Raw genomic sequence first — 4,092 nt, 5'->3', positions numbered from 1 at the left:
AACTCCGCGCCTTCGATCTTGTTCGCCTCGCGCTGGAAGACGTCGATAAAGAGCTTGCCGATGGTCTTTCGCTTGACCTCGGGGTCCGAGACGCCTTCGAGCGCGCCGAGGAACAGGTCTGCCTCATCGGCATGGACCAGCGGGATATTGTAGTGGTCGCGGAACATGGCGACCACTTCATCGGCCTCGTTGAGGCGCAACAGCCCGTGATCGACGAAGACACAGGTGAGCTGGTCGCCAATGGCCTCATGGATCAGGATCGCGGCGACGGAACTGTCGACGCCGCCCGAAAGGCCGCAGATCACCTGTTTGTCGCCAACCTGGGCCCGGATCTTTGCAATCGCGTCGTCCTTGTAGGAGGCCATCGTCCAGTCGCCAGTGAAGCCCGAGAGGCGCACGAAGTTCTCATAGAGCTTTGCGCCTTTCGGCGTGTGGTGCACTTCGGGATGGAACTGGACGGCGTAGAAATTGCGCGCGGTGTCGGCGGTGATGGCGAAGGGTGCGTTGGGCGAGGTGCCGTAGACCTCGAACCCCGGCGCGATCTGGCTGACATGGTCGCCATGGCTCATCCAGACCTGTTCACGCCCATCCGCGAACCAGCCATCAAGCAGCGGCAGGTTGGCATCCTTCGGCGTGACATAGGCGCGGCCAAACTCGGCGGTGCCATGGCCGCGTTCGACGCGGCCGCCGAGGCAATGCATCATCACCTGCTGGCCATAGCAGATGCCGAGGATCGGCACGCCAAGATCGAAGACGCCCGCAGGCGGCATCGGCGCGCCGTCGGCGAAGACCGAAGACGGGCCGCCGGAAAAGATCACGGCCCTGGGGCTGAAATCCTTCAGAAAGGTCTCATCCACCCGGTTGAATGGGTGAATTTCGCAATAGACGTTCAGTTCCCGCAGGCGCCGCGCGATAAGCTGGGTGACCTGGCTGCCGAAGTCGATGATCAGAAGACGTTGATGCGCATGTGTCATGGCCGGGGATTATCGCCAGTTCGGAAAAGGCGCAAGGGTGCGAACGCGCAAAGCGGGGGCGCTGCCCCCGCACCCCCGAGGTATTTTGGCCAAGATGAAAGGGTCAGGCGGCCTTTGCCTTGGCGCGGAGCAACATGCCATAAAGATCGCGCGGATCGTCGGGGTCAGCAATCATGTCCAGAGGTTCGCTGTAGGGCAGGGTCCGGAGCTGATCGTGGATGTAGCGCAGGGCCGAGAAGTCTTCGATCGCGAAGCCGACTGAATCGAAGAGCGTGATCTGGCGCGGATCACTGCGGCCTGTCGCGGTGCCGGTCATGACCTGCCAGAGCTCGGTCACCGGATGGTCGGCGTCCAACTGCTGGATCTCGCCCTCGATCCGGGTCTGGGGCGGGTATTCGACGAAGATTTGCGCGCGCAGGAGGATATCCTTGTGCAGTTCGGTCTTGCCGGGGCAATCACCGCCGACCGCATTGATGTGAACCCCGCTGCCGACCATGTTGTCGGTCAGGATTGTGGCCAACTGTTTGTCAGCGGTGCAGGTGGTGACGATGCCCGCGCCCTCCATCGCCGCCTCGGCGCTGGTGCAGACTGTGATGCCGAGCCCTGATGCTGCGAGGTTGCGGGCGCATTTCGCAGTGGCCGCCGGGTCGATATCGTAAAGCCGGACAGTGTCGATGCCGCAGATTGCCTTGAACGCCAACGCCTGAAACTCGGCCTGCGCGCCATTGCCGATCATTGCCATTGTCGTGGCACCTTTGGGGGCGAGGTGTTTTGCTGCCAGTGCCGACATTGCGGCGGTCCTGAGCGCCGTCAGGATCGTCATTTCGGTCAGCAGGATCGGATAGCCGGTATTGACCTCCGCCAGCAGGCCGAAGGCGGTGACTGTCTGCAACCCTTCCTTGGTGTTCTTGGGGTGGCCGTTCACATATTTGAACCCATACATCTCACCGTCCGAGGTGGGCATGAGTTCAATCACGCCGACATCTGAATGCGAGGCAACGCGCGGCGTCTTGTCGAAGCTTTCCCAGCGCTTGAAATCGGCCTCGATAAAGGCGGCGATCTCGGTCATCACGCGTTCGGGGCCAAGATGAAGGACAAGCTTCATCATATTGTCAACGCTGACAAAAGGAACAATATTCAGGGACATTAACCGAAACTCCGTGTCGGGCGGTCGAAGACCTTCCGGCCCATGAGGGAGCCGACAAGCTCCACCATCAGTTTCGCGGTTCGCCCGCGTTCATCGAGGAAGGGGTTGAGTTCGACAAGGTCAAGCGAGGTGACAAGCCCGCTTTCATGCAGATACTCCATCACCAGATGCGCCTCGCGGAAGGTGGTACCGCCGGGAACGGTGGTTCCGACGGCAGGCGCGATGTCGGGGTCGAGGAAGTCGACATCGAGCGAGACATGGAGAAGGCCGTCTTCGCCGCGCACCTTGTCGAGGAATTCGCGCAAGGGGGCGACGATACCGCGTTCGTCCAGAACACGCATGTCGCAGACGGTCATGTCGGTTTCCAGAAGGCCCACATGTTCGGCGCGATCAACCGAGCGGATGCCGTAAAGGCAGATACGGTCCGCCGGGACGGGAGCGGGGAAGGGCGGAAAAGCATCGAACCCTTCGCGCCCGGCAATATAGGCGACCGGAGTGCCATGCAGGTTGCCGGATTGGGTTGTGAGCGGTGTGTGATAGTCTGAATGCGCATCGAGCCAGAGTACGAATAGCGGGCGGCCCGCCTTTTGGGCAAAGGCCGCCGCACCGGCGACCGAGCCGAGCGACAGCGAATGATCACCCCCGAGAAAAATCGGCAGCCCTTCGGCCATTGCGTCTTCGCCGGCCTTGGCCAAAGCAGTTGTCCAGCCAATGGTTTCAGCCAGATGATGAACGGCCTGGTTGGTACAACTGGCCGGACCGAGCGGCGGCAGGACGACATTGCCCCGGTCGATCACCGGATGGCCAAGCTCCTCCAGGCTGTTGGCCAGGCCCGCAACGCGGTAGGCATCGGGGCCCATCAGGCAGCCTTGTCGTTTCTGTCCGGTATCAATCGGCGCGCCGATCAGGATGCAGGTCGGTTTCATGGCGGATCCAGTTATCGGGAATCGAACATGCCTAGATTTCAATCAGATTGCGTCACTTCAAAGAGTTGATATGATCTATTTGCGCAGTAGATTGCGCATATAGGGATTAAGAATGAGCAATCTGGATGAAACCGATCAGGCGTTGATCTCTGCCCTCAAACGCGATGGCAGGGCGTCACTCTCGGACCTCGCGGCCCAGCTAGGATTGGCGCGCGGGACGGTGACGGCGCGAATGGAACGGCTGCAACGGCGCGGTGAAATACAAGGCTTCACAGTGCTGACGCGCGGCGATGTCAGCGCGATGCCGGTGCGGGGTCTCATGATGATCTCGATCGAGGGCAGGGGCACCGAGCGGATCGTCGCCCGGCTGACTGGTCTGCCGGAGGTGACAGCGGTGCATTCGACCAATGGCCGCTGGGACCTCATTGCTGAAATCGGCACCAGAACGCTCGAAGAACTGGACGCGGTTCTGGCCCGGGTGCGAAATTACGAAGGCGTGACGGGAAGCGAGACAAGTCTGTTGCTGACAACACGCAGGGGCGGGCGTCGATAACGGGCCTCGAATTTCGTCACGAAATTCGGGACGATTTTTCCTAAAAACCGTTCGTCCTGCGGGCGGCAGCGATCCAGATCAAGGCCAGAGCAAATGACAGGATCGCATTCCACGTCGCCATCGAGAGCCCTGCAAAAGCCCAGGCTACCTCATCGCAGCGGATCAGCGGGGCATCCATGATCTGGTTGAGCAGATCCTCGGCCGATCCGCCGAGATCGCCACCTGACGTACAGGTGGTGGGCCCTTGCCACCAGCCCTTTTCAACGCCGGTATGATAGATGCCGAGCGCACCGGTTGCGGCCGCAGCCATCGCCCCCGCAAACGGAAGCCAGCGCCAGCCGAAAATCAGTGCCGCAGCGCCGAACGCGATCGCCGCGCCATGCGGCCAGCGCTGCCAGAGGCAAAGTTTGCACGGCGCATAGCCAAGCCATTGGAAGAAAAACGCGCCGATCAGCAGCGCGGCCGATCCGGAAGCGGCAATCAGGCACAGTC

Annotated in this window: 5 protein-coding genes; 1 reads left to right on the top strand and 4 read right to left on the bottom strand. The window is 61.3% G+C overall.

Going from position 1 to position 4,092, the window contains the following annotated elements:
• From guaA to rocF, 3 genes are all read right to left on the bottom strand, one after another.
• Positions 1 to 974: glutamine-hydrolyzing GMP synthase (gene guaA, locus WBB85_RS18715; RefSeq protein ID WP_432640105.1), on the bottom strand; the 974-nt coding region annotated here is incomplete at its 3' end.
• Positions 975 to 1,077: 103 nt separating this feature from the next.
• Entirely contained in the window at positions 1,078 to 2,121 is a 1,044-nt protein-coding gene (locus WBB85_RS18710; protein WP_432640104.1) for an ornithine cyclodeaminase, read from the bottom strand.
• Complete coding sequence (rocF, locus tag WBB85_RS18705) at positions 2,121 to 3,047, bottom strand: arginase (RefSeq protein WP_432640103.1); 927 nt, start codon at positions 3,045 to 3,047, stop codon at positions 2,121 to 2,123. The genes WBB85_RS18710 and rocF overlap by 1 nt, the downstream gene beginning before the upstream one ends.
• Before the next feature lie 121 nt (positions 3,048 to 3,168).
• Between rocF and WBB85_RS18700 the strand changes: the two genes are divergently transcribed.
• Positions 3,169 to 3,600 carry an Lrp/AsnC family transcriptional regulator gene (locus WBB85_RS18700; RefSeq protein ID WP_432640106.1) on the top strand — a complete coding sequence of 144 codons (432 nt, stop codon included), beginning with the start codon at positions 3,169 to 3,171 and terminating at the stop codon, positions 3,598 to 3,600.
• 40 nt (positions 3,601 to 3,640) lie between these two features.
• On the opposite strand, the gene WBB85_RS18695 is transcribed toward WBB85_RS18700, so the two are convergent.
• A complete protein-coding gene (locus WBB85_RS18695) occupies positions 3,641 to 4,090 on the bottom strand; it encodes a disulfide bond formation protein B (RefSeq protein ID WP_432640102.1) in 450 nt (149 codons plus the stop codon).
• Positions 4,091 to 4,092: the final 2 nt, after the last annotated feature.

The organism is Albidovulum sp. (assembly GCF_049646345.1).
Taxonomy (GTDB): domain Bacteria; phylum Pseudomonadota; class Alphaproteobacteria; order Rhodobacterales; family Rhodobacteraceae; genus Albidovulum.
The sequence above is the reverse complement of the archived record's forward strand: the minus strand, read 5'-3'. Positions and strand labels throughout refer to the sequence as shown.